This is a genomic window from Pseudoruegeria sp. HB172150 (assembly GCF_013184805.1).
GTDB lineage: Bacteria > Pseudomonadota > Alphaproteobacteria > Rhodobacterales > Rhodobacteraceae > Psychromarinibacter.
Genome location: NZ_JAATNG010000002.1, coordinates 1 through 22,539, shown reverse-complemented (window position 1 = coordinate 22,539; position 22,539 = coordinate 1). Strand labels below are relative to the sequence as shown.

Sequence of the window (22,539 nt, the reverse complement as noted above, 5' to 3'; positions counted from 1 at the left end):
GCACATCGTCTATTTCAGGAAGGAATTCACTCATGGCAGTCGCCGTTTCCGAGGAAGAGTTGGAGGCCGGGCGCGGCTATGAAGGGCTCTTCGTCCCCGCAGTGTTCAGTGCATGGACTGCCGACATGCTGGACGCGGCGGATGTCGGCCCGGGCGCGCAGGTGCTCGACGTAGCCTGCGGCACCGGCGTTCTGGCGCGCGATGCGCTGACGCGCACCGGCAATACGGGCCGCGTCACAGGGCTCGACATGACCCCCGGCATGATCGTCGCCGCCGAGGAGGCCGAACCCGGCATCGAGTGGGTGCTAGGCCAGGCCGAGGCGCTGCCCTTCGGGGACGCCACTTTCGTCTGCGTGCTGTCGCAATTCGGGATCATGTTCTTCGAGGACCGGCAAAAGGCCGCGGCAGAGATGTTCCGCGTTCTGAAACCCGGAGGCCGTATCGCCGTCGCCGCATGGCACGGGATCGACAGAAACCCGGCCTATGCCGACGTCTCGGCGGTACTGGACGAGGCAGTCAGTCGCGACGCCGGCGACAAGGTCCGCATCCCCTTCTGCCTCGACGACCCGGACGCGACAGTGGCGACATTCGCCAAGGTGGGCTTCGTAGACATCGGGCACACTACGCACACCCACGACGCCTGCTTCCCTAGCACACGAACCATGGTCGAGGTCGAGCTCCGCGGCTGGCTGCCAGTCTTCGGCATTCACCTAGATGAAAAGAAGATCGCCGACGTACTGAAGAAATCCGATGACCGGCTCGCGAAGTATGCGTCTTCCACCGGCGAGGCTGTGTTCGGAACGTCGGGCTACATTGTGACCGGACGCAAACCCGGCTAAGCTGATCTGGCCGGAGCCTGCACCGCACTTGCTTTCACCAGCCAAGTGTGGATCGAAAAGACCACAGCGCCGGTTTCCGGCAGCCGCCGGATCACTTGGCGCTCCGCCCGTATGAAGGACCGCTCGCCCTCCGGCGCGAACGGGCCGTCGTACTTGGGTTCAAGTTGCGGATTGAAGAGCTTCGTGTCCCAGTACGGCAGCCGGTTCCAGCGCACGATGGAACGGTCGGGATGGGCGGCGTCGAAGAGGCGTTGCACCCTGCGTGCAAGGCCGTTGTCATAGACCTTGACCGGCTTGTGGATGCGGGTCAGTGGGCGGCCGATCTTTTGTGCCAGCGTCCAGCGCGAGGGGAAGCAGACGACGCCGGCGGCAAGCCAGTGTTCCGCCTCCCCAGCCACCATAATCGCGAAATCCTCTTGGCAGAGCCGGCCCAGCGTGCCGAGGGGGTCATCGGCGTCGAGCGTGACCCTCACGCCGTCCGGACGGGCGTATTCCGTCCCAGACGCGCCAAGCTCGGCCGCGATTATGGACAGCAATTCTCGTGCCGGCGCCTCGCCCTCGGGGCGCATGCCGATCACCGCGTCGCGCTTCTCTGCCACCAGCCGGTCGCGCAGCGCCATCTGCTCAGCATAGCGCTCATCCCGCCGCAACCAGTCGCCGTGCGCCAAGGGCCGGGTGCCCGGCAGCGCGTGGGATATGGCGTCTTCTGGAAGGGCGTCTTGAAGGATAACGGTCATGTGGCAAAGGTGGGGTCAGAACGACCCGGGACACAAGCGGCATGTTGCGCAACGTCTCTCCTTCGCCTGACAGATGTTTAGCACACCGCGAAGACCTAGCCTGCTGGAAATGCTATAGTTCGGCCCGAGGCAAACATACGCGCCGGAACCGTTAATCAGGGAGACCGGGTGCATGATAATGAGGATTTTTCAGGTCGTCGTCAGAAAAGGCAAAGAGGACGAGTTCGGCCGGTTCTTTTACGAAACCGCCATTCCGCTGATGAAGGGCACGAAAGGGATTGTGCAGGTCCTGCCCGGCGCGCCGCGTCAAGACAGCCCAAGGGAGTTCAGCTTTGTCATGGTTTGGAAAGACCTTGCGTCGCTGAAGGCCTTTGTGGGCGACGACTACGCCAATCCCCATATCGACCCGGCCGAAGCCGAACTCGTCGAGTCCCGGACGATCAAGCACTACGAATTCGTCGAATCCTGACCATGCGTGAATTGCATCGCTGAGACTGAAAGGGCGCACCAACGAGGCTCGAGCCGTGTTTCAAACCCATTGCGGCGCACTAGCCTAATATTTCAGATATCCGCGCCTTCACTTCGTCGATATCGCCCAGACCGTCGATCGAACTGAGGTTGCCCTTGGCATAGTAGTAACCGATCAACGGCGAGGTCTGCTTGTAATAGGCCATCAGCCGAGTCTTCATGCTTTCCGCATTATCGTCTGCCCGAACGGCTTGCCCGGCGGCCTTGGCTTCCTCGGCTCGGTTGACCACACGGCGCACCAGCGTGTCGTCGTCGACCCGCATCTCGATCACAGCGTCCAGCGACTGGCCCTCTTCCTTCAGGAGCTCACCCAGCGCGTCCGCCTGTGCCAGCGTACGTGGGAATCCGTCAAAAATGAAACCGCCGGATGCACCACCGGCTTCCAGCTTTTCGCGGATCAGGCCGATTACGATCTCGTCGGTGACGAGGTCGCCGCGGTCCATCACATCGGCGACGATCTTGCCCATCTCTGTGCCCGAGGTCCGCGCCTCGCGCAGCATGTCGCCGGTGGACAGCTGCACCATGTTGCGTCCCTCGACCAAAATCTGCGCTTGGGTTCCCTTACCGGCACCGGGCGGGCCGAGCAGAATGATGTTCATGACGTTTCTGTCCCCTCTGTCGGCGGCAAGGCTCTTCCGGCCCGCGCCTCCTCCTCCAATACCGCGCCTCTAGCGCCGTGCGGGTCCCTTCTTCGCGGTGCTGCGACGCTTGCCGCGAAGCTGGGATTTCTCAATCAGACCTTCGTACTGATGCGCCAGCAGATGCGACTGGACCTGCTGCACGGTGTCCATGGAAACCGACACGACGATCAGAACCGATGTGCCGCCAAAATAGAAGGGGATCGCGAACTGTGAACGCAGAATCTCCGGCAGGAGACAAACTGCCGCAAGGTAGGCGGCACCAAGCACAAGGATACGGGTCACGACGTAGTCGAGATACTCTTCGGTCTTCTTGCCGGGCCGGATGCCTGGCACGAAGCCGTTCTGCTTCTGCAGGTTCTCGGCCACGTCGTCGGTCTTGAACGATACGTTGAAGGTATAGAAGAACGTAAAGAATACGATCATCGCCGCGAAGAAGGCGAGATAAAGCGGTTGGCCAGGGCCGAAATACGCGAGGATGGTCGACATCACCGGGCCGGTCTGGCTGCCCGAGAAGGTGGCGAGTGTGGTCGGCAGCAGCAGCAGCGACGAGGCGAAGATCGCCGGGATCACGCCCGCCGGGTTCACCTTGATGGGCAGGTGGCTGGAGCCGCCTTCGTAAACCTTCATGCCGGCCTGACGGCGCGGATACTGAATGTGGATCTTGCGCAGAGATCGCTCCATGAAGACCACAAAGGCGATCACCGCTATCACCATGACAATCACACCGATGATGACCGGTGTGCTGATCGCGCCCGAGCGGCCGGAGGCGAAGAACTGCGCCAGCGCCTGCGGGATCTCTGCCACGATCCCGACGAAGATGATCAGTGAGATACCATTACCGATGCCGCGGGCGGTGATCTGCTCGCCCAGCCACATCAGGAACATGGTGCCGCCGACCAGCGTGATCACGGTCGCGGCGCGGAAGAACCAGCCGGGATCGGTAACCAGATCGCCAGCTTCCAGCGACACGGCCAGGCCGTAGGCCTGGAACGTCGCCAGAAACACCGTGCCGTAGCGCGTGTACTGGTTTATCTTTTTGCGCCCCTGCTCGCCCTCTTTCTTCAGCTGCTCAAGCTGCGGCACCATAGCCGTCAGAAGCTGCACGATGATCGAGGCCGAGATATAGGGCATGATCCCCAGCGCGAATATCCCCATCCGGGAAATCGCGCCGCCGGTGAACATGTTGAGAATGCCGCCGAGACCCGCCGAGGCCTGCTCCATGAATTCGCGCAGCGCATGGCCGTCGATCCCCGGCACCGGGATATAGGTCCCGACCCGGTAGACGATCAGCAGACCTATCGTGAAGAAGATCCTCTGCCGCAACTCGGTCGCCTTACCAAAGGCGGACCAGCTCATGTTTGCGGCCATTTGCTCGACGGCTGAAGCCATAGGCTATCTCTCTTGCAAAGGCGCCGCCTCGCAGGGGTCTCCCGGGGCGGCGCATTCGGAAAACTCAAGGGCATGTAAGCGCCCCTGCGGGCGCTCACAACCTCTTAATCCGCTGCTGCCGGGGTTTTGACCTGCAGCGAGCCACCGGCCTTCTCGACCGCTTCGACCGCCGATTTCGACGCGCCGGTGACTTCCAGCGTCACCTTGGTGCCGAAATCGCCCTTGGCCAGCACGCGGACACCGTCCAGCTTGCGGCGGACAACGCCGGCCTCGACCAGCACGTCTTCGGTGATCGGCTTGCCCGCGTCGATCTTGCCGGCCTCGATGTACTTGGCGAGGATGCCAAGGTTCAGAACGGCGAATTTCTTGCGGTTCGGCTTGTTGAAGCCACGCTTCGGCAGGCGCTGGTACAGCGGCATCTGGCCGCCCTCGTACCCGTTGATCGCCACACCCGAACGCGATTTCTGGCCCTTGATACCACGGCCGGCGGTCTTGCCCTTGCCGGAACCGGGGCCACGGCCCACGCGCATGCGTTTCTTGGCGGCACCGGGATTGTCCCGGAGTTCATTCAGTTTCATGTCGCTTCTCCTTGGCCGGACGCGCCCCGCGAAGCGATAATGGGACGGCCACGGCGTTTCTTGCTTGTGAATCGGGTCCGCTCGGGACCACCGGAGGCGTATAGACTCTGGCGGCGAGGGGATCAAGGGCCCGCCGTTGCGCTTTACTTGCACACCGGGTCACTCAGGTCCGGGCGGCACGGATGAAATAAGCCAGCCGCTGCATCTCATCCCGCCCGGTCCAGAGCGCCCACCAGTGCATAGCGCCAGAGAACCTCCCGCCACGTCACCACCATCAGCCCTTCGTCATCGTGGAATCGAAAAGAGGTTTGAACCGGGCTGTCGGTGGGGACGGCATAAAGCGTCAGCCGCGCACCACCCAGAGTTTCGTACATAAACTGCGCCGCGCCCCTCGAACGGCAACAACCGCCCGACTCCGAGGTCGTTTCCCAGACCGTCCAACTGCGGCTTCGGTGACGAGTTCGGCAGCGAACGCAACCGGCTCACCCTTGCCCTGCAACGTCGCCTCCCCGTAGCCGCCACCCGCGCCTACCGCAAGCAAAGCGACAGAGGCCGAAATCGGCCGCCGCTGGAACCGAGCGTTTCAGGGACGGCCAATGTGCCAGAAAACGTTGAACCCGTCACCGGTGCGATCACCCGGCGCCTCGTCCATCATCCGCAGATAGAGCGGCTTGCCCATGTATGACACTTGCAGACTGCCATCCTTGCGTTGAGCCGTGGCATTGCCACCTGGGACGGCCATGCCTACTTCGGCCAGCAACGGCGTCGAGTTTCTCGCGCACATGTCGTAGCAATTTGAGGCGTTTTCTATTTCTTTATCAATGTTTTAGATACTTGTATTGCTTTCGTCGGCCAGCAGTTTCTCATCGCCGACTCTGCCGTTTTGCTTAACCGAACCAGCGGCACTTGCAAGCATTGTCATCGTCAGCAGCAGCACCGTGGCGCTCAGAATATGTTGGGTCACCTGGTCTGTCTCATGCGTTCATCTGCCCGTTGCGGACACGAGAGATACACCGGCCACCGCACCGCTTTTCCCGCCCGGCTGAAAAAGATCTTCAAAGTTCCGTAACGTCAGGCGACGGATCGCCGCCACCTCCTCCGTTCAACGTATCGACACAGTTTTGCGAAGGACGAGTTATGCCCAAACCAGCCAGTTCCGTCACCCGCCGCGCCGCGCTCACCGGGGTCGCGGTCACCGCAACCGGTCTGCTGCTGCCACGCACCTCGCTTGCAGCCACCAACTACCTGCTTCCCGACACGGATGTCTGCGCCCTCATGCCTGAGGTGACGGAGGGTCCCTATTACCTCGACGAGGTTCTGGTCCGTCGTAACATCCGCGAGGACCGCGTAGGCGTTCCGGTGCTTGTTCGCATGCAGGTGGTCGATGCCTCTTGCGCGCCGGTTCCCGGTGCCCGCGTCGACGTCTGGCACTGCGATGCGCAGGGGATCTATTCCTCTTTTGGCGGCGGCGAGACGGGCCAGTCCAGCACTGAGAACGAAACGTTCCTCCGCGGCACCCAGATGGCGGACGAGACCGGCGTCGTCGAGTTCGACACCATCTACCCTGGGTGGTACCGGGGCCGGACGACCCACATCCACTACAAGGTCTGGCTTAATGAAACGAACATCCTGACCGGGCAGATTTTCTTCCCAGATGCGCTGTCGGAATACCTCTACCAGAACGCCGAGCCTTATCTGCGCGACGGCGAGCGCGACACATTGAATGGCAATGATAGCATTGCCCAACAGGCGACCCACGCTGCCTTCGCCGGGATCACCGAAGAAGAAAGCAGCTATCTCGTTCAGCTCATCGTCGGCGTGGACCCGAACGCTGTGTCCCATGATGTCGGCATGCCCGGCGCAATGGGTTTGCCCCCGCGCAACACGCCGGCTGGCGGCAGCGGCGCGCCGTCCGTGGGTGGCCCCACCGGCAGCCGCGACGGAATCAGTTTGATACCGGGTGTGGAGGAAAGCTGAGACGTTTCCACGATCACTCACGGATATGACGTCTCGGCCCCCCGTCCAATTAAGGACGGGTTTCGGGGTCGCCCCAATCCCCCGGGGCGGCCCCACCTTTTTCCTTGTTTCCGATCCTAGAAGATCATGTCGATCGGCTGGCCCAGCGCCATCGCCCCGGCATAGGCCGTCTGGATCTCCTTTTGCAGCGGGTGATACCGCGCCGCCTGGATGTCCCGGAACAGCCGCTCCAACTCCGCCTTTCGGTAGAACCCGGCGCCACCGGCCAGCTCCATCGCCTTCTCGACGCAGCGGATGGCATTTTCCTCCACCAACCGCCGTCCAGTCATCACCTGGTTCACGGTGGCCGCCGACGGCGCATTCAGTTCGACCGACTGCACCATATGCTCCAACGCCAGCCGCGCCGTGGTCAACGCCGTGTCCATCTCGCCCGCCCGCGCCTGCAGCAACGGCGAGGCCGGGCGTTTCGACGCCATTCCGACCGCAAGGTCGCGGGCCCTCTCGGCGACGCCGACATAGACGGAATAGATGATCGGGAAGGCGATCGTGCCCAGCATGAAGAACAGTGGGTGCCACTGCCCCGCCGGACGCTTCACCGGCACCTTGTCGGCCGGCACGAAGAGCCCGTCGATCATCACGTCATGCGACCCCGTCGCCCGCATGCCCAGCGTGTGCCAGGTATCGAGCACCGACACCTCCGGCGCGTTCATCGGGCAGGGGAAGTGAATCACCTTGGCCCCATCCGGTTCATCAACCACGGCAGACGTCATCAGGATATTCCCGGCAGGCGCGCCGCTGACGAACATCTTGCGGGCGGTGATCTTGTAGCCGCCCTCGACCGCCTCGGCCTTACCCGAGCCGCCGATCCAGTCGCCGCCGCCGCTGGATAGCAGCACCAGCTTTTCGGCCGCGACCCGTTTCAGAAGCGGCTCCACCATTGGTACTGCCGCCGGCTGGTGATGCCAGCGCCAGGCCGGAAAGGCGACTTGGTGTGTGTGCATCGACAGCGCCAACGCAGTCGAGGAACAGCCGTGGGCGAGTGTCCGGAGCATGCCGGACAGCTCCCGCACTTCAGCCCCTGCCCCGCCGAGTTCCAACGGAACCCCGGCATGGATGAGTCCTTCTTCCTTGATCCGGTCGTAGTGCGCGGCGACGAAGCAGTCCTCGCTGTCGTTTGCCATGCTGTTCTGCGCGAATTCCTGCGCCAGTCGCTCGGCGGTGGCGATCAGATCCGCCCCGACCTCGCTTTCTTTCGTCATTACAAGCGTGTTCATCTTCAAATTCCTTAGTGCGTTTCAAGATGCACCCAATGTCTCACAGGGCCACCGAATCGCTCCAGTGCAGAAACTGTAGCGGCGGCTTTGGCCGCTTGCCGGGCTGTGCTAGGATGTTGCACCGATATGCGGGGGCGCTCATGGAAGTCACCAATCTTTACGGCCAGTTCTGTCCGGTCTCGATGGCGTCGGAAATCATCTGCACGCGCTGGACGCCGTTGGTGCTGCGCGAGTTGCTTTGCGGCAGCGCGCGGTTCAACGACATCCGCCGCGGGGTGCCGAAAATGTCGCCGACCTTGCTGTCCAAGCGTTTGAAAGAACTGGAACTTGCGGGCGTCATCCGGTCGGTCGAAGGGCCCGGTGGCAAGGCTGAATACCGGCTGACCCAGGCCGGCGAAGAACTGCGCCCGCTGATCGTCGGGATCGGCAGTTGGGGGCAGCGTTGGGTGGAGTCCCGGTTGTCGCTGCGCAACCTCGACCCCTCGTTGCTGATGTGGGACATCCGGCGCAATTTCGAACCCGTTCCACGCCCTGCCGATCGCTGCACGGTACAGTTTCAGTATCACGATGCGGGCGACCAGCTTCAGGATTGGTGGCTGGTCGTCGAATCCGACGATATCGACCTGTGCAAATTCGACCCCGGCTTCGACGTGGATGTCTTGATCGCCTCGGACCTTCGGTCGATGACGGCAGTGTGGATGGGGCTGGCGAAGCTGTCGGAAGAACTGGAGAGCGGCCGCATCACAATCGACGGCGCCCCGACACTGACCAACCAGGTGCAGGACTGGCTGAAACTGAGCATCTTTGCTAACGAGCCACGGAAGGTCAGCTGAAGCAAGGATTAGGCGGCCCCGAAGGGCCGCCCTGTCTTCTGTCCCAAATCCTACTCGTGCATGTAGACCGGGCGCGGCGTGTCGGCCGTTTCCGGGGGGAGCACAGGCAGGGTCACGTCCGGTACCTCACCGGTCAGGGTCTCTAGGAAAGCCACGATCTGTGTCGTCTGACCCGGCTCCAGCCCCTCACCCAGCTGGCTTTCCGCCATGATCTCGACTGCGACACCCAGATCCCACACCTTGCCGGAGTGGAAATAGGGCGCCGTCACCGCGATGTTCCTGAGCGGCGCGGCACGGAAGACGTACTCGTCGTCCACCGTCTCAGTCACCGCAAAACGGCCCTTGTCGCCTTCGGGTAGAATGTCGGCACCGGGTTTTTCGACCAGACCGAACGGGTAGTATCCGTGCCCGCCGACGTTGATCCCCGAGTGGCAGGAAGAGCAACCGAGATCCATAAACAGCTCCAGCCCGGCCTTCGCATCCTCGCTGATCGCGGCATCGTTGCCATTCAGCCAGGCGTCGAACGGCGCCGGGGTCAGCAATGTCGCCTCGAAAGCCTCGATTGCGCGGGCCATGTTGTCAAAGTTGGTAGGACTGTCCTGATCCGGGAACGCCGCCTCGAACATCGAGACATATGCCGGCATCGAGTTCATCATCGTCTCGACATTGTCGGGGGTGTTGGCCATCTCGACCCCAGCCTGCACCGGACCTTTGGCCTGTGCCTTCAGGTCCTCGGCCCGGCCATCCCAGAATTGTGCCTCGTTGAACACCGCGTTCAGCACCGTCGGTGCGTTCCTCGGCCCTTTCTGCCAGCCGTGACCGACCGAGGTTTCGAGGTTGTCATCACCGCCGGTCGTCAGGTTGTGGCAGGAATAGCAGGAAAACACTCCCGAGGACGAAACCCTCGGGTCGAAATACAACGCCTTGCCGAGCTCGATTTTCTCCGGCGTCACCGGATTGTCGGCGACAGCGGGAACAGTCGAAGGCAAGGGGCTGAACATATCCAGCGCCCATTCGCGAAGGTCGTCATCCTGGGCGAAGACGGGGCTTGCAAGAGCGGTACTAGCTACAAGAACAGCAAGCGTCGCGCGCATTGGTTTCTCCAATCCGATTCATCCATTCGCGCGTTTCGCGGGCATCCTCGCACCGCTGCGCGAAGAGGCCATGATTTAGATCAATTCTAAACTAGGGCGACGTAGCGGCATCGACCGCAGCAGGTGCATTCGGCGCCTCGATGACATTCAGCACCCCGACTGCCTCGAACCCGTTGAGGATCGCGTCGACCGCGACGGTGGCCAGTACCAGCCCCATCACCCGGCTGATCACGTTCGCGCCGGTGCTGCCAATCACGCGCTTCAGCGGGCCGGCCATCAGCAGAATTCCCAGTGTGACCACCAGAACGGCGATCAGCATAAGCGCCGTGACGATCTGGTCCGGAACCGAATGCCGGTGATTGTCGGTAAGGATCACCACCGCCAGCATCGCACCGGGCGAGGCGATGGACGGCATCGCCAGTGGGAAAACGGCGCCGGACATGTGGTCTTTCTCCGCCATCTCGATTTCCGCCTCGGACTTCGATTCCCCGAAGATCATGGTCAGCGCAAAGAGAAACAGGATGACGCCACCGGCGATCTGGAAAGAGCCCAGGCGCAGGCCAAGGCCCTCCAGAAGAAGCTGCCCCGCGACAAGGAACAACAGCAGGACGAAGCCCGCCACCGTGACCCCGCGTAGAGCGAACCGCCAGTGGAGATTTTCGGGCACGCCCTGGGTGGCGAAATAGAAGACCGGTAGTGTCCCGATCGGGTCGATCACCACAAAAAGCGTAATAAACTCGCGCAGCAGGGACAGGACGTTGAGTTCAGGCACTTCTAGACTCCGGCGCGGCTAGGTCTTCGGATTGCGGACCTGCGTACATCCGCAAGACGCTTATAAATGAAGTGAACAGCTCTTCACGCAATAGCATCAGGTCTTTCTTTTGCATCTGGCAGACTCCTGTACGAAGCCGATACCTGGTCCCGTCATGCAGGCCCGTGCGAAGCGCAAAAGAGACACTGCGGAGCCAATTCGGCATTGTAACCGCAAGAGAAAACGCCCCGGCACAGGCCGGGGCGTAGAAACTTGTCGCAGGATGCAGCGCTTCAGCCGCGCTCTTCGACGATCTCCACCAGATGCGGGATCTTCGCGACCATGCCGCGGATCGCCGGGGTATCTTCCAGCTCGCGGGTCTTGTGCATCTTGTTCAGCCCGAGGCCGATCAGCGTCTTGCGCTGGATCTCGGGGCGGCGGATCGGCGAGCCGATCTGCTTGACGACGATGGTCTTGGCCATGGCTTACGCTTCCTCCACAACTTGCGCGGATTCCTGCGGAGCTTCGTCACGCTTCGGCAGGATGTCGGCGACCTTCTTACCGCGGCGCTGGGCGACCTGGCGCGGGCTGGCTTCGCCCTTCAGCCCTTCGATGGTCGCGCGGATCATGTTGTACGGGTTCTGCGATCCGATCGACTTGGCAACAACGTCATGAACGCCGAGCATTTCGAAAACGGCACGCATCGGACCACCGGCGATGATTCCGGTACCGGCAGGGGCGGTGCGCATCACGACGCGGCCCGCACCGTGGCGGCCGTTGATGTCGTGGTGCAGGGTGCGGCCCTCGCGCAGCGGCACACGGATCATCTGGCGCTTGGCCTGTTCCGTCGCCTTGCGGATCGCCTCCGGCACTTCCTTGGCCTTGCCCTTGCCAAAGCCGACACGGCCCTTCTGGTCTCCCACGACGACAAGCGCAGCAAAGCCGAAACGCTTACCACCCTTCACGGTCTTGGACACGCGGTTAATCGCAACAAGGCGATCGGCGAATTCCGGTGCTTCATCGCGGTCGCGACGGCCCCGGCCTTGGTTTGGTTCTCTGGCCATGCGGCCTCCTTCATCTTGGCGCTGTTTCGCACCGGTCTGGTCCAATCCTGGTGCGGTCCCGAAGGGACGTGCCCGGATCATCGGGGCGGACACCCGCCCGCACTGCGCAGGGGCCCGCGAACGGGCCCCGTGCAAATCAGAACTTCAGGCCGCCTTCGCGGGCCGCATCGGCCAGCGCCTTGACCTTGCCGTGGAACAGAAAGCCGCCACGGTCGAAGTAACATTCCTCGACCCCGGCCTTCTTGGCCCGCTCCGCGATCGCGGCGCCAACCTTGGACGCGGCATCGACGTTGTTGCGGCCCACGACGCCCAGATCCTTCTCGAGCGACGAGGCAGACGCAAGCGTCACACCCTGCACGTCGTCGATTAACTGGACGCTGATGTTCTTGTTAGAGCGATGAACCGACAGCCGCACGCGGCCGGCGTTCATCTTGCGAAGCTTGTTCCGGACGCGCAGGCGGCGCTTCTGGAACAGTTCCCGTTTGGAAAGTGCCATCTATCCGGTCCTTACTTCTTCTTACCTTCCTTGCGGAAGATATATTCATCTTTGTACTTGATGCCCTTGCCCTTGTAGGGTTCCGGCTTCCGCCATTCGCGGATCTTCGCGGCGACCTCGCCGACCAGCTGCTGGTCGGAGCCTTCGACGATGATCTCGGTCTGCTTGGGCGCGGTGACGGTGACGCCCTGCGGCACCTCGAAGTTCACCTCGTGCGACAGACCCAGCGAAAGCTTCAGCGTGTTGCCCTGCATCTGGGCGCGGTAGCCGACGCCGTTGATCTCGAGCTCTTTCTTAAAGCCGCCGGTGACACCCTGCACCAGGTTCGCGACCTGGGTGCGGGACATGCCCCACTGCTGCTTCGCACGCTTGGAGTTGCCGCGCGGCGTGACGGTTACTGTGCTGCCGTCGACCGAAATCGTGACGTCGTCCGTCGCGGTGAAGCTGCGGGTGCCTTTCGGACCCTTCACTTCGACCGTCTGGCCGGAGACCTTCGCCTCCACCCCGGAGGGCAGCTCTACGGGACGTTTCCCAATACGAGACATTTTGACCTCCTTAGAACACGGTGCAAAGCACCTCGCCGCCAACATTCTGGCTGCGGGCGTTTGCATCCGACATCACGCCTTTCGACGTGGAGACGATGGAGACGCCCAGGCCCTGGCGGACCTGCGGGACGTCCTTGACGCTCATGTAGACCCGACGACCGGGTTTCGACACGCGCTTGAGTTCACGAATGACCGGGGTGCCTTCGTAATACTTCAGGCTGATTTCGATAGCCGGGTGGCCGTCGGCGGTCGACGTGCTTTCGTAGCCGCGGATGTAGCCTTCGTCCTGAAGAACGTCGAGGACCCAGGCACGCAGCTTGGAGGCGGGGGTGACCACGGTGGATTTTCCGCGCATCTGCGCGTTCCGGATCCGGGTCAGCATATCTCCGAGAGGATCGTTCATTTCATACCCTCCTTACCAGCTCGACTTGACCATGCCGGGGATCTTGCCCATCGAGCCCAGCTCGCGAAGCATGATCCGGGAGACCTTGAGCTTGCGGTAATAGGCATGGGGCCGGCCGGTCAGCTGGCAACGGTTGTGAAGACGGGTGGCCGAGCTGTTGCGCGGCAGTTTGGCAAGCTTCAGCGAAGCGCGGAACCGCTCTTCCATCGGCTTCGACTCGTCGCTCACGATTTCTTTCAACGATGCGCGTTTGGCGGCGTACTGGTCCACCAGCTTCTGACGCTTCTTCTCGCGTTCGATCATTGCTTTCTTAGCCATGATGTCGCTCCTCAGGCGTTGAAGGGCATGTTGAAATGCTTCAACAGCGCCTTGGCTTCCGCGTCAGTGTCCGCGGTGGTGGTGATGATGATGTCCAGGCCCCAGACCTCGTCAACCTTGTCGAAGTCGATCTCGGGGAAGACGATGTGCTCTTTCATGCCCATGGCAAAGTTGCCACGGCCGTCGAAGGACGGCTTCACGCCGCGGAAGTCGCGGACGCGGGGCAGTGCGATGGTGATCAGGCGGTCGAGGAATTCGTACATCCTGTCGCCGCGCAGGGTCACTTTCGCACCCAAAGGCATCTCTTCACGGACCCGGAAGCCGGCGATCGACTTCTTGGCCTTGGTGGTGACGGCCTTCTGGCCGGCGATGGCGGTCAGGTCTTCCTGGGCCGACTTCGCTTTCTTTGAGTCCTTCACCGCCTCGGCACCGCAGCCGATGTTCAGAACGACCTTCTCGATCCGCGGGATCTGCATGTCGTTCTTGTAGCCGAACTCTTCTTTCAGAGCGGCGCGCACGGTGTCAGCGTAATGGGTCCGAAGACGCGGGGTATAGTTCGCAGCGTCCAGCATCAGATCACGTCCCCCGTGGTCTTGGCGAAACGCACCTTCTTACCGTCTTCCGTTTTGAAGCCGACGCGGGTGGGTTTGCCGTTGGAATCAAGAAACGCCAGGTTCGACAGGTCGATCGGCGCAGCCTGCGGCCGCCGGCCGCCCTGCTGGGCCTGGGACTGGCGCTGGTGGCGAATGGCAATGTTGATGCCTTCAACCACGGCTTTGCCGGCTTTCGGGTCAACAGAGACGATCTCGCCTTCCTTGCCCTTGTCCTTGCCGGCCAGCACGACGACCTTGTCGCCCTTTTTCAGCTTGGCAGCCATCTTACAGCACCTCCGGGGCGAGCGAGATGATCTTCATGAAGTTCTTGGCACGCAACTCGCGGACGACCGGGCCAAAAATCCGGGTGCCGATGGGCTCACCGGCGTTGTTGAGGATCACGGCGGCGTTGCGATCAAAGCGGATGGCAGTACCATCCTCGCGGCGCACTTCCTTGGCGGTACGGACGACGACGGCCTTGCGGACATCGCCCTTCTTCACGCGGCCGCGCGGAATGGCTTCCTTGACCGACACCACGATGATGTCGCCAACGGACGCATATTTCCGCTTGGATCCGCCGAGCACCTTGATGCACTGAACCTTCCGGGCACCGGAATTGTCAGCGACATCCAGATTGGTCTGCATCTGGATCATTTGGTTTCTCCCGACCTTTGGGGGTTTTTCTCGTTAGCTCCCCCAGGGTTTCGATCAAACCGGGTGTGGAACCGTCAGGCGGTTACCACCTCCCAGCGTTTCGTCTTCGAGACCGGCGGGCATTCCTGGATACGAACGGTATCGCCGACCTTGAAGGTGTTTTGCGGGTCATGGGCCCGGTATTTCTTGGACTTCCGCACGGTCTTGTGTAGCAGCGGGTGCTTGAAGCGGCGCTCGACAATGACGGTGACCGTCTGGTCGTTCTTGTCCGAGGTCACGGTGCCTTGCAGGATACGTTTGGGCATCTATCAGGCCTCCGACGCGGCAGCCGCCGCCTTTTCGTTCAGAATCGTTTTAACCCGTGCCGCGTCACGGCGGACGGTTTTCATGCGGGCAGTGCTTTCGAGGGTTCCGCCGGCCTGCTGGAAACGCAGGTTGAAGGCCTCTTTTTTCAGATCGGCCAGCTGATCTCGCAACTGGTCCGGCGTCTTGTCACGCAGTTCCTTGGCATCGAGTGCCATGTCTTTTTCCTTTTCAACATCACCGGCAGGCCCCGTGAGGGTCACCATGATTCCGGTGGAGTTCGTGATAGAGCAGCTCCCCTACGCCCCCAGGTGGGTTTTGGCAACCCCTTTCGGTGGGAAAACCCTGTAAAGGTTGGCAATCACCGGTCTTGGAACGCCACGTCGCCGATGCGCGGCCACCTCAGTCCGATTTCCGTCTCTCCGTAGCGCCCTGGGTGCTTCCTAGCGGCCCAGGATCGCGTCCAATAACCTCGGTTGCCGCAGTATGATCCCGACCCACATGAACACGCCCAAGTATATGCCGAACAGCGTGTGCGTAACCATCGGGCTACCCGCTCGCAACTGGCTAGCGACCGCCCCGCCAAGAAGGCCCGTCATCAGGATGCCGCCAAGCAGGCTTGTGCGTGGGACAAGGACAAGCACAGTGAAGGCCAACTCCATCAGCCCGATCATGAGGACGTAGTTGAGGGGCCAGCCAATCTGTTCGAATGACCCGTTTGCGGCTTCAATCCCCATAAGTTTTGGCGCGGCTGATGCAGCGACCATGAATACCGCAAACAAGCCCAAAATGATCCATCCAGCCAATTGCATAGACGCCGCCCTCCGTTTCTGCCCAAGCCATATTGAATATTTACGTTGGTATCAAATATTCGTTTCAGCGCTGCTAGCTCATGTTGGCCGGCGTCAGCCCCACGCGTAGTTGAAACTCACGCTGATCCGGTCTTCCTCGGCCATGTTCATCGGTACCTCATGGCGCAGCCAGCTTTCCCATAGCAGCACGTCGCCCACCGTGGGCTCCACGTAGATGAAGCTCTTGAGCTCCTCCCGTACGTCCTTCTTCCGCACCGGCGCCGCCATCATCATTGGCAACCGCGGGTCCTCCAGCTTCAGCGCAGAAGTCCCCTCGGGCATCGCCACGTAGGTCGTTCCTGAGATTACGGAGTGCGGATGGATATGTGAGCCGTGCGTCCCTCCCTCCGGCAGGATGTTGATCCATAGATCCTCCAGCTTCAGCGCCTTATCGCCGAGGTCGAAGCCCAGATCATCAGCAAAGGCAGCGACATGAGCGTCAATGCATTCCACCACCACACCGAAGATCGGAAACCGCCACGGCAGGTCAGTCAGAGAGGCGTAGCTGGTATAACCGGGGTAATCGTTCGCCGCGCACCATTCCTGTCCCGCCTCGTCATCTTCGGCAATGGAATAGCAAGACGCTTCGAGTTCGTCTGGATCGACGGAGGAGCCCAGGTCCGACAGTCGGGCCTGGTACAAGCGGGTGGCGAATAGGGAGCGGATACTGGTGGACATGCGCCTCTCTTAGCCTGCCGCCGCACGCAAGACGAGAGGGTCACTAACCGCAAAACCCGCATTTCACCTCATCCCGTGACCCCGCCGCGCCATTCAATTCGGACCCGACCCTGGCTGCCGTGGCGTAGCTTGACAGCGTAACGACCGCAAAGATAGTAGGCCCATCGAAGCCTCGCACATCACGACGAGGCGGCCAGGACGTGTCGAGGACGCATTGAAAATCTTCGGAATCGGCTTCCACAAAACGGGCACCACCTCCCTCGGTGTCGCGCTGAACAAGCTTGGCTACAAGGTGATCGGGCCGACCGCAACGCTGGATCCTGATATCGCTGACAAGTACCTGGAACTCACCCGTACCGAGTCACACCACTATGACGCCTTCGAAGACAACCCGTGGCCCTTGGTCTTTCGCGAGATGGACGAGATGTGGCCGGATGCAAAATTCATCCTGACGGTGCGCGACCCGCAGAAATGGATCGGCTCCTGTGTGAAGCATTTCGGCGAGAAATCCACCCCGATGCGCGAACTCATCTACGGCAAGGGAAATGGCGCTCCGCTCGGCAACGAGGAACACTACGTCCGCACAATGGTCGCGCATAACGAAGCCGTGCGCAGCCATTTTGCCGACCGCCCGGGCAAGCTGCTGGAAATGGATTTCTCCGCCGGCGACGGCTGGGAGAAACTGTGCCCGTTCCTCGGCCATCCGATGTTCGCCGAGCCGTTCCCGCGCACGAATACGGTTTCCGACCGCGCGCGCGCGGACAGGCCAATGACGCGCCTCATGCGCAGGGGGCGACGGATGCTGCGCCCGACGCGTTAGCAGCCAGTCACGACATCAGGTTCCCCCGATCCTGCATGAAGTCCATGCTAGCAGCCAGAAAAGAAAAGGCGGGGTCAAAACCCCGCCTGTCTCTGTTTCTTCAGCCGTACGGTACGTGCTTGGCACGCACCACCACGATTACCAGTCTTCGCGATGCACGATCCGCGACTTGATCGGCAGTTTCATCGCCGCAAGGCGAAGTGCCTCGCGGGCGACGTCTTCCGACACGCCGTCGATTTCGAACATGACCCGGCCGGGCTTCACCTTGGCAGCCCAGTAGTCGACAGACCCCTTACCTTTACCCATCCGAACCTCGGTGGGCTTCGAGGTCACCGGGGTATCCGGGAAGATCCGGATCCAGACGCGGCCCTGACGCTTCATGTGGCGCGTCATGGCACGACGAGCGGCCTCGATCTGGCGCGCGGTGATGCGCTCCGGCTGTATCGCTTTCAGGCCGAAGGTGCCGAAGTTCAGGTCAGACCCGCCCTTCGCCTCGCCGCGGATGCGGCCCTTGTGCATCTTGCGGAATTTCGTGCGCTTCGGTTGCAGCATCTTTCAAACTCCTCAGTTGCGGCGGCCGCCGCCAGCGCCACGGGGCGCGGGGCCTTCCTGGAGCTCCTGCTGGCGACGGTCGCGAGCCGACGGATCGTGCTCGAGAATTTCGCCTTTGAAGATCCAGACCTTGATGCCGATGATCCCGTAGGGGGTGGTGGCTTCAACGGTGGCATAGTCGATGTCAGCACGCAGGGTGTGCAGTGGCACGCGGCCTTCGCGATACCATTCCGTGCGGGCAATCTCGGCACCGCCAAGGCGGCCCGCGACGTTGACCCGGATGCCCAGGGCACCCATGCGCATCGAGTTCTGAACCGCGCGCTTCATCGCGCGGCGGAAGGACACCCGGCGTTCCAGCTGCTGGGCGATGGACTCGGCGACAAGCTGCGCGTCCAGTTCCGGCTTGCGGACCTCGACGATGTTCAGGTGCAGCTCGCTGTCGGTCATCTTCGCCAGCTTGCGGCGCAGGCCTTCAATATCGGCGCCTTTCTTGCCGATGATCACGCCCGGACGCGCTGTGTGGATCGTCACCCGGCACTTCTTGTGCGGGCGTTCGATGATCACGCGGCTGACGCCGGCCTGCTTGCATTCCTTCTCAATGAACTCACGGATCTTGAGGTCCTCGAGCAGGAGGTTGCCGTAGTCCTTGGTATCGGCGTACCAGCGGCTGTCCCAGGTACGGTTCACCTGCAGGCGCATGCCGATCGGATTGACTTTCTGACCCATTAGGCTTGCTCCTCGACCTGGCGGACCTTGATGGTGAGCTCCGAGAACGGCTTGTGGATCTTGCCGAACCGGCCACGCGCCCGCGGACGGCCACGCTTCATGATCAGGTTCTTGCCCACCCAGGCTTCGGCGACGATCAGTTCGTCAACGTCCAGCCCATGGTTGTTCTCGGCATTGGCGATCGCCGACTGAAGGCATTTCTTCACGTCCTCTGCGATCCGCTTGTGGCTGAAGGTCAGGTCGTTCAGAGCCTTCTCGACCTTCTTGCCGCGGATCATCGCCGCCACCAGATTCAGTTTCTGCGGAGACGTGCGAAGCATCCGCAGCTTCGCCATCGCCTCGTTTTCCGCCACGCGGCGGGGATTTTTATCCTTGCCCATGGCTTACTTCCTTTTCGCTTTCTTGTCGGCCGCGTGACCGTAATAGGTCCGCGTCGGCGAGTATTCCCCGAACTTCTGGCCAATCATGTCCTCGGAGACGAGCACCGGGATATGTTTCTTGCCATTGTAGACCCCGAAGGTGAGGCCCACGAACTGGGGAAGGATGGTCGAGCGGCGCGACCAGATCTTGATGACTTCGTTGCGGCCCGACTCGCGGGTCTTCTCGGCCTTCTTTAGGACGTAGGAGTCGACGAAGGGGCCTTTCCATACAGCGCGAGACATGTGTTAGCGCCCTTTCTTCTTGGCGTGGCGCGAGCGGATGATCAGCTTCGACGACGCCTTGTTGCGGTCGCGGGTCTTCGCACCCTTGGTCGGCTTGCCCCACGGGGTCACCGGATGGCGACCGCCTGAGGTCCGGCCTTCACCACCGCCGTGCGGGTGATCGATCGGGTTCATGACGACGCCGCGGACAGAGGGACGCTTGCCGTAGTGGCGCATCCGGCCGGCCTTGCCGAAATTCTGGTTCGAGTTGTCAGGGTTCGACACGGCACCAACGGTCGCCATGCATTCCTGACGGACCATGCGCAGTTCGCCCGAGGACAGGCGGATCTGGGCGTAGCCGCCGTCGCGGCCAACGAATTGGGCGTAGGTGCCTGCGGCGCGAGCGATCTGGCCGCCCTTACCCGGCTTCAGTTCCACGTTGTGCACGATGGTACCGATCGGCATGCCCGAGAACGGCATCGCGTTGCCCGGCTTCACGTCGGTCTTGGAGCCTGCGACGACCTTGTCGCCAATGCCCATGCGCTGCGGCGCCAGGATATAAGCCTGTTCGCCATCGGTGTACTGGATCAGCGCGATGAAGGCGGTGCGGTTCGGGTCATATTCGATCCGCATCACGACGCCTTCGACGTCGAACTTGCTGCGCTTGAAGTCGACGATGCGGTACAGCCGCTTCGCTCCGCCGCCGCGGCGGCGCTGGGTGATCCGTCCGGTGTTGTTCCGGCCGCCCTTCTTGGTCAGACCCTCGGTGAGGGACTTGACGGGGCGACCTTTCCAAAGCTCCGAACGGTCGATCAGAACCAGCCCGCGCTGGCCAGGCGTCGTCGGTTTATACGACTTGAGTGCCATGCTTTCTGTCTTCCGTTTGCTTCGTTTCAGGTTCGGTCGGAGCGGAAGCTCCGGGGTATTCGATGGCAACGGCCCCGCATGAACGGGGCCGAGGCGCGTCGTCTATTAGAGACCGGTGGTCACGTCAATGGTGTTGCCCTCTTCGAGAGTAACGTATGCCTTCTTGACGTCCTTCCGCTTGCCTGGACGGCCGCGGAAGCGCTTGTTCTTGCCCTTGGTGATGGTGGTGTTGACCGCCTTCACCTTGACGCCGAACAGCCCCTCGACCGCTTCGCGGATTTGCGGCTTGGTCGAAGCCATCGCCACTTCAAAGACAACCGCGTTGGCCTCGGAAGCCATGGTCGCCTTTTCGGTGATGATCGGCTTGCGGATCACGTCGTAGAGTTCGGCTTTGTTCATTTCAGTCGAGCCTCCAGAGCTTCGACACCCGCCTTGGTGAGCACCAGCGTGTCACGCTTCAGGATGTCGTAAACGTTCGCACCCATCGACGGCAGCACGTCCAGACCTTCGATGTTCGCCGCGGCGCGGGCAAAGCCCTCGTTCACGGTCGCACCATCGATGATCAGCGCGCGCTTCCAGCCCAGCGACTTGACCTGTTTGGCCAGGGCGCCGGTCTTGCCGTCCGACTCCGCGGCTTCCAGCACGATCAGCTCGCCGGCTTTTGCCTTGGCGGACAGCGCGTGCTTCAGGCCCAGCTTGCGGAATTTCTTCGGCAGATCATGGGCGTGGCTGCGCGGGGTCGGGCCCTTGTAAATACCACCCTTGCGGAAGATCGGCGCGTTGCGGTCACCGTGGCGGGCGCCGCCGGTGCCTTTCTGGCGATAGATCTTCTTGGTCGAGTAGCTGGTCTCGGACCGGGTCTTGACCTTGTGGGTACCGGCCTGCGCCTTGTTCCGCTGCCAGCGGACAACGCGGTGCAGGATGTCGGCGCGCGGTTCCAGATCGAAGATCTCGTCGTCGAGATCGATCGACCCGGCCTTGCCGCCGTCCAGTTTGATCGCGTCAATCTTCATTTCTCTTCGCCTCCTTCCGGAGCGGCATTGTCGTCACCGCCCTCGGACTTCTCGGCCTGGATCTCTGCTTCGGCTTCCTTCAGCGCGGCTTCCTGCGCTGCGGCTTCCTCGGCCAGACGCGCCTCTTCCGCGGCTTTCGCCTCGGCTTCGGCAGCAGCGGCGGCTTCGGCAGCCAGTCGCTCAGCTTCTTCCGCGGCAGATCTCAGTGCTGCCGGGTAGATCAGGTTCTCGGGCGTCGGCTTCTTGACCGCGTCCTTGATCGTGACCCAGCCACCTTTGTGGCCCGGCACCGCACCCTTGATCATGATCAGGCCACGGTCGGCATCGGTCTTGACGACTTGCAGGTTCTGCGTGGTCACGCGGGCGGCGCCCATGTGGCCGGCCATCTTCTTGCCCTTGAACACCCGTCCCGGGTCCTGACACTGACCGGTCGAACCGTGTGAACGGTGGCTGATCGACACACCGTGCGAGGCGCGCAGACCACCGAAGTTGTGCCGCTTCATGGCACCGGCGAAACCTTTACCGATCGAGGTGCCCGACACGTCGACGAACTGACCCTCGAAATAGTGGTTGGCGGTGATTTCCTCGCCAACGTTGATCAGGTTCTCGGGCGCGACGCGGAACTCCGCGATACGGCGCTTCGGCTCCACCTTGGCGGCGGCGAAATGGCCGCGCATCGCCTGGCTCGTCCGCTTGGCCTTGGCCGTGCCGGCACCAAGCTGAACGGCGGCGTAGCCGTCTTTTTCCACGGTGCGCTGTGCCACCACCTGCAGCTTGTCCAGCTGCAGAACGGTTACGGGCACTTGCTTGCCGTCTTCCTGGAAGATCCGGGTCATCCCGACCTTCTTTGCGATAACTCCAGAGCGCAACATTTGTTACTCTCCCTTAAACCGAGATCTGCACGTCGACGCCGGCAGCCAGGTCGAGCTTCATCAGCGCGTCCACGGTCTGGGGCGTCGGGTCCACGATGTCCAACAGGCGCTTATGGGTACGGATTTCCCACTGGTCCCGGGATTTCTTGTCGATATGTGGACCGCGCAGAACGGTGAATTTCTCGATCTTATTCGGCAGCGGGATCGGCCCCCGAACCTGAGCGCCGGTCCGCTTAGCGGTGTTAACGATTTCCTGCGTGCTGGCGTCCAGCACCCGGTAATCGAACGCCTTCAGACGGATCCGGATGTTTTGGCTTTGAAGTGCCATTTTTGTTCAGCCTTTCCGGGCTTGGAGTTGATAGGAGGAGCGGCCCTCATTGGCCGCCCCTCGTCGAACCCTTAGGTTTTTTTACTCGATGATCTCGGAGACGACGCCTGCGCCGACGGTGCGGCCACCTTCGCGGATGGCGAAGCGAAGGCCGTTCTCCATCGCGATCGGCGC

38 protein-coding genes are annotated in these 22,539 nt (G+C 61.9%); 5 read left to right on the top strand and 33 right to left on the bottom strand.

The genetic code is table 11. The features are described 5' to 3' along the window. Window positions 1–32: 32 nt before the first annotated feature. Complete coding sequence (locus HCO70_RS11805) at window positions 33–839, top strand: class I SAM-dependent methyltransferase (RefSeq protein WP_172296355.1); 807 nt, start codon at window positions 33–35, stop codon at window positions 837–839. On the opposite strand, the gene HCO70_RS11800 is transcribed toward HCO70_RS11805, so the two are convergent. Then, the gene (locus tag HCO70_RS11800) at window positions 836–1,576 is read right to left on the bottom strand and encodes a DUF3445 domain-containing protein (protein ID WP_172296354.1); all 741 of its coding nucleotides are present in this window, start codon (window positions 1,574–1,576) and stop codon (window positions 836–838) included. The two genes, HCO70_RS11805 and HCO70_RS11800, sit on opposite strands and share 4 nt — an antisense overlap. Window positions 1,577–1,748: 172 nt before the next feature. Between HCO70_RS11800 and HCO70_RS11795 the strand changes: the two genes are divergently transcribed. Continuing rightward, window positions 1,749–2,045 carry an antibiotic biosynthesis monooxygenase gene (locus tag HCO70_RS11795; protein ID WP_172296352.1) on the top strand — a complete coding sequence of 99 codons (297 nt, stop codon included), beginning with the start codon at window positions 1,749–1,751 and terminating at the stop codon, window positions 2,043–2,045. Window positions 2,046–2,124: 79 nt separating this feature from the next. On the opposite strand, the gene HCO70_RS11790 is transcribed toward HCO70_RS11795, so the two are convergent. The 6 genes from HCO70_RS11790 to HCO70_RS11765 form a co-directional block, all read right to left on the bottom strand. After that, window positions 2,125–2,703, bottom strand: a complete 579-nt coding sequence (locus HCO70_RS11790; protein WP_172296351.1) for an adenylate kinase — start codon at window positions 2,701–2,703, stop codon at window positions 2,125–2,127. Between the two features lie 69 nt (window positions 2,704–2,772). Next, window positions 2,773–4,134 carry a preprotein translocase subunit SecY gene (secY, locus tag HCO70_RS11785; protein WP_172296349.1) on the bottom strand — a complete coding sequence of 454 codons (1,362 nt, stop codon included), beginning with the start codon at window positions 4,132–4,134 and terminating at the stop codon, window positions 2,773–2,775. A gap of 104 nt (window positions 4,135–4,238) precedes the next feature. Beyond that, window positions 4,239–4,712: a 50S ribosomal protein L15 gene (gene rplO, locus HCO70_RS11780; protein ID WP_172296347.1), complete on the bottom strand. Its 474-nt coding sequence runs from the start codon at window positions 4,710–4,712 to the stop codon at window positions 4,239–4,241. A gap of 206 nt (window positions 4,713–4,918) precedes the next feature. Next, on the bottom strand, window positions 4,919–5,086 hold the full coding sequence (locus HCO70_RS24625) for a hypothetical protein (protein ID WP_216665410.1): 168 nt from the start codon (window positions 5,084–5,086) through the stop codon (window positions 4,919–4,921). 209 nt (window positions 5,087–5,295) lie between these two features. After that, window positions 5,296–5,496 carry a hypothetical protein gene (locus HCO70_RS11770; RefSeq protein WP_216665409.1) on the bottom strand — a complete coding sequence of 67 codons (201 nt, stop codon included), beginning with the start codon at window positions 5,494–5,496 and terminating at the stop codon, window positions 5,296–5,298. Window positions 5,497–5,538: 42 nt separating this feature from the next. Next, window positions 5,539–5,676 (bottom strand): hypothetical protein, encoded by a 138-nt coding sequence (locus HCO70_RS11765; protein ID WP_172296344.1) that lies wholly within the window; start codon window positions 5,674–5,676, stop codon window positions 5,539–5,541. 173 nt (window positions 5,677–5,849) lie between these two features. Here HCO70_RS11765 and HCO70_RS11760 point away from each other — a divergent pair, with 173 nt between their 5' ends. Continuing rightward, window positions 5,850–6,689 carry an intradiol ring-cleavage dioxygenase gene (locus HCO70_RS11760; protein ID WP_172296342.1) on the top strand — a complete coding sequence of 280 codons (840 nt, stop codon included), beginning with the start codon at window positions 5,850–5,852 and terminating at the stop codon, window positions 6,687–6,689. Window positions 6,690–6,805: 116 nt separating this feature from the next. Here the strand turns inward: HCO70_RS11760 and HCO70_RS11755 are convergent, their stop codons facing one another. Then, window positions 6,806–7,963 (bottom strand): acyl-CoA dehydrogenase family protein, encoded by a 1,158-nt coding sequence (locus HCO70_RS11755; RefSeq protein ID WP_253913254.1) that lies wholly within the window; start codon window positions 7,961–7,963, stop codon window positions 6,806–6,808. A 140-nt stretch (window positions 7,964–8,103) separates the two neighbouring features. On the opposite strand from HCO70_RS11755, the gene HCO70_RS11750 reads away from it, so the two are divergent. Further along, window positions 8,104–8,796, top strand: coding sequence for a helix-turn-helix domain-containing protein (locus HCO70_RS11750; RefSeq protein ID WP_216665408.1), 693 nt, complete (start codon window positions 8,104–8,106; stop codon window positions 8,794–8,796). Window positions 8,797–8,846: 50 nt separating this feature from the next. On the opposite strand, the gene HCO70_RS11745 is transcribed toward HCO70_RS11750, so the two are convergent. From HCO70_RS11745 to HCO70_RS11675, 15 genes are all read right to left on the bottom strand, one after another. Further along, window positions 8,847–9,890 carry a cytochrome-c peroxidase gene (locus HCO70_RS11745; protein ID WP_172296341.1) on the bottom strand — a complete coding sequence of 348 codons (1,044 nt, stop codon included), beginning with the start codon at window positions 9,888–9,890 and terminating at the stop codon, window positions 8,847–8,849. A gap of 91 nt (window positions 9,891–9,981) precedes the next feature. Next, a complete protein-coding gene (locus HCO70_RS11740; RefSeq protein WP_172296339.1) occupies window positions 9,982–10,662 on the bottom strand; it encodes a MarC family protein in 681 nt (226 codons plus the stop codon). 272 nt (window positions 10,663–10,934) lie between these two features. Beyond that, a complete protein-coding gene (rpmD, locus tag HCO70_RS11735) occupies window positions 10,935–11,123 on the bottom strand; it encodes a 50S ribosomal protein L30 (RefSeq protein ID WP_172296337.1) in 189 nt (62 codons plus the stop codon). Between the two features lie 3 nt (window positions 11,124–11,126). Further along, window positions 11,127–11,705, bottom strand: coding sequence for a 30S ribosomal protein S5 (rpsE, locus tag HCO70_RS11730; RefSeq protein ID WP_172296335.1), 579 nt, complete (start codon window positions 11,703–11,705; stop codon window positions 11,127–11,129). 136 nt (window positions 11,706–11,841) lie between these two features. Next, on the bottom strand, window positions 11,842–12,201 hold the full coding sequence (gene rplR / locus HCO70_RS11725) for a 50S ribosomal protein L18 (protein ID WP_172296334.1): 360 nt from the start codon (window positions 12,199–12,201) through the stop codon (window positions 11,842–11,844). 11 nt (window positions 12,202–12,212) lie between these two features. After that, window positions 12,213–12,746: a 50S ribosomal protein L6 gene (gene rplF, locus HCO70_RS11720; protein ID WP_172296332.1), complete on the bottom strand. Its 534-nt coding sequence runs from the start codon at window positions 12,744–12,746 to the stop codon at window positions 12,213–12,215. Between the two features lie 10 nt (window positions 12,747–12,756). Continuing rightward, window positions 12,757–13,149, bottom strand: a complete 393-nt coding sequence (gene rpsH / locus HCO70_RS11715) for a 30S ribosomal protein S8 (protein ID WP_172296331.1) — start codon at window positions 13,147–13,149, stop codon at window positions 12,757–12,759. Between the two features lie 12 nt (window positions 13,150–13,161). After that, window positions 13,162–13,467 carry a 30S ribosomal protein S14 gene (rpsN, locus tag HCO70_RS11710; RefSeq protein ID WP_172296329.1) on the bottom strand — a complete coding sequence of 102 codons (306 nt, stop codon included), beginning with the start codon at window positions 13,465–13,467 and terminating at the stop codon, window positions 13,162–13,164. Between the two features lie 11 nt (window positions 13,468–13,478). Further along, window positions 13,479–14,039 (bottom strand): 50S ribosomal protein L5, encoded by a 561-nt coding sequence (gene rplE / locus HCO70_RS11705; protein WP_172296327.1) that lies wholly within the window; start codon window positions 14,037–14,039, stop codon window positions 13,479–13,481. Beyond that, entirely contained in the window at window positions 14,039–14,344 is a 306-nt protein-coding gene (gene rplX, locus HCO70_RS11700) for a 50S ribosomal protein L24 (protein WP_172296325.1), read from the bottom strand. The genes rplE and rplX overlap by 1 nt, the downstream gene beginning before the upstream one ends. Before the next feature lies 1 nt (window position 14,345). After that, entirely contained in the window at window positions 14,346–14,714 is a 369-nt protein-coding gene (gene rplN / locus HCO70_RS11695) for a 50S ribosomal protein L14 (RefSeq protein ID WP_085793564.1), read from the bottom strand. Between the two features lie 74 nt (window positions 14,715–14,788). Further along, complete coding sequence (gene rpsQ / locus HCO70_RS11690) at window positions 14,789–15,019, bottom strand: 30S ribosomal protein S17 (protein WP_172296324.1); 231 nt, start codon at window positions 15,017–15,019, stop codon at window positions 14,789–14,791. Window positions 15,020–15,022: 3 nt separating this feature from the next. Beyond that, window positions 15,023–15,235 (bottom strand): 50S ribosomal protein L29, encoded by a 213-nt coding sequence (rpmC, locus tag HCO70_RS11685; protein WP_172296322.1) that lies wholly within the window; start codon window positions 15,233–15,235, stop codon window positions 15,023–15,025. Between the two features lie 225 nt (window positions 15,236–15,460). Beyond that, the gene (locus tag HCO70_RS11680) at window positions 15,461–15,829 is read right to left on the bottom strand and encodes a DoxX family protein (RefSeq protein WP_172296320.1); all 369 of its coding nucleotides are present in this window, start codon (window positions 15,827–15,829) and stop codon (window positions 15,461–15,463) included. Window positions 15,830–15,922: 93 nt separating this feature from the next. Continuing rightward, window positions 15,923–16,546 (bottom strand): TIGR02466 family protein, encoded by a 624-nt coding sequence (locus HCO70_RS11675; protein WP_172296318.1) that lies wholly within the window; start codon window positions 16,544–16,546, stop codon window positions 15,923–15,925. 214 nt (window positions 16,547–16,760) lie between these two features. Between HCO70_RS11675 and HCO70_RS11670 the strand changes: the two genes are divergently transcribed. Beyond that, on the top strand, window positions 16,761–17,366 hold the full coding sequence (locus HCO70_RS11670) for a sulfotransferase family protein (protein WP_216665406.1): 606 nt from the start codon (window positions 16,761–16,763) through the stop codon (window positions 17,364–17,366). Window positions 17,367–17,504: 138 nt separating this feature from the next. On the opposite strand, the gene rplP is transcribed toward HCO70_RS11670, so the two are convergent. From rplP to HCO70_RS11620, 10 genes are all read right to left on the bottom strand, one after another. After that, window positions 17,505–17,918, bottom strand: coding sequence for a 50S ribosomal protein L16 (gene rplP, locus HCO70_RS11665; protein ID WP_172296316.1), 414 nt, complete (start codon window positions 17,916–17,918; stop codon window positions 17,505–17,507). 12 nt (window positions 17,919–17,930) lie between these two features. Next, complete coding sequence (gene rpsC, locus HCO70_RS11660) at window positions 17,931–18,644, bottom strand: 30S ribosomal protein S3 (RefSeq protein ID WP_172296314.1); 714 nt, start codon at window positions 18,642–18,644, stop codon at window positions 17,931–17,933. Further along, complete coding sequence (gene rplV / locus HCO70_RS11655) at window positions 18,644–19,024, bottom strand: 50S ribosomal protein L22 (protein ID WP_172296312.1); 381 nt, start codon at window positions 19,022–19,024, stop codon at window positions 18,644–18,646. The genes rpsC and rplV overlap by 1 nt, the downstream gene beginning before the upstream one ends. Window positions 19,025–19,027: 3 nt before the next feature. Beyond that, window positions 19,028–19,306 carry a 30S ribosomal protein S19 gene (rpsS, locus tag HCO70_RS11650; RefSeq protein WP_172296310.1) on the bottom strand — a complete coding sequence of 93 codons (279 nt, stop codon included), beginning with the start codon at window positions 19,304–19,306 and terminating at the stop codon, window positions 19,028–19,030. A 3-nt stretch (window positions 19,307–19,309) separates the two neighbouring features. Beyond that, window positions 19,310–20,152: a 50S ribosomal protein L2 gene (rplB, locus tag HCO70_RS11645; protein WP_172296308.1), complete on the bottom strand. Its 843-nt coding sequence runs from the start codon at window positions 20,150–20,152 to the stop codon at window positions 19,310–19,312. A 105-nt stretch (window positions 20,153–20,257) separates the two neighbouring features. Next, the gene (locus HCO70_RS11640) at window positions 20,258–20,551 is read right to left on the bottom strand and encodes a 50S ribosomal protein L23 (RefSeq protein WP_172296306.1); all 294 of its coding nucleotides are present in this window, start codon (window positions 20,549–20,551) and stop codon (window positions 20,258–20,260) included. Next, window positions 20,548–21,165, bottom strand: a complete 618-nt coding sequence (gene rplD / locus HCO70_RS11635; RefSeq protein WP_172296304.1) for a 50S ribosomal protein L4 — start codon at window positions 21,163–21,165, stop codon at window positions 20,548–20,550. The genes HCO70_RS11640 and rplD overlap by 4 nt, the downstream gene beginning before the upstream one ends. Continuing rightward, window positions 21,162–22,037, bottom strand: a complete 876-nt coding sequence (gene rplC / locus HCO70_RS11630; protein WP_172296302.1) for a 50S ribosomal protein L3 — start codon at window positions 22,035–22,037, stop codon at window positions 21,162–21,164. Before rplC ends, rplD begins: the two co-directional genes overlap by 4 nt. A 13-nt stretch (window positions 22,038–22,050) precedes the next feature. Further along, window positions 22,051–22,365: a 30S ribosomal protein S10 gene (rpsJ, locus tag HCO70_RS11625; protein ID WP_172296300.1), complete on the bottom strand. Its 315-nt coding sequence runs from the start codon at window positions 22,363–22,365 to the stop codon at window positions 22,051–22,053. An 81-nt stretch (window positions 22,366–22,446) separates the two neighbouring features. Then, a partial coding sequence (locus HCO70_RS11620; RefSeq protein ID WP_172296298.1) for a hypothetical protein occupies window positions 22,447–22,539 on the bottom strand: 93 nt, incomplete at its 5' end.